The following is a 233-nucleotide window of genomic DNA, read 5'->3' as shown; positions in this document are numbered from 1 at the left end:
CAGGCGGAGCCACCAGGGGACAGTTCCGAGAAGCCGCACGGGAGAGGGGCCGGCCACGGCGTCCAGTCGGTGGACCGCGCCGTGAGCGTGCTGGAGATCCTCGCCCGGGGCGGCGAGGCCGGCGTCACCGAGATCGCCGAGGAGCTGGACGTGCACAAGTCCCCCGCCTTCCGCCTGCTCGGTGGCCTGGAGAACCGCGGTCTGGTGGCCCAGGCCAAGGACCGCGGGAAGTA

General features: G+C 73.0%; 1 protein-coding gene. It reads left to right on the top strand.

Features of this window, described 5'->3' with window-relative positions:
• Positions 1 to 69: 69 nt before the first annotated feature.
• Positions 70 to 233: helix-turn-helix domain-containing protein (locus tag KVT44_RS57225; protein WP_217577217.1), on the top strand; the 164-nt coding region annotated here is incomplete at its 3' end.

The organism is Streptomyces sp. GbtcB7 (genome assembly GCF_019091445.1).
GTDB lineage: Bacteria > Actinomycetota > Actinomycetes > Streptomycetales > Streptomycetaceae > Streptomyces > Streptomyces mirabilis.
This window is presented reverse-complemented; position numbering and strand designations above follow the sequence as displayed.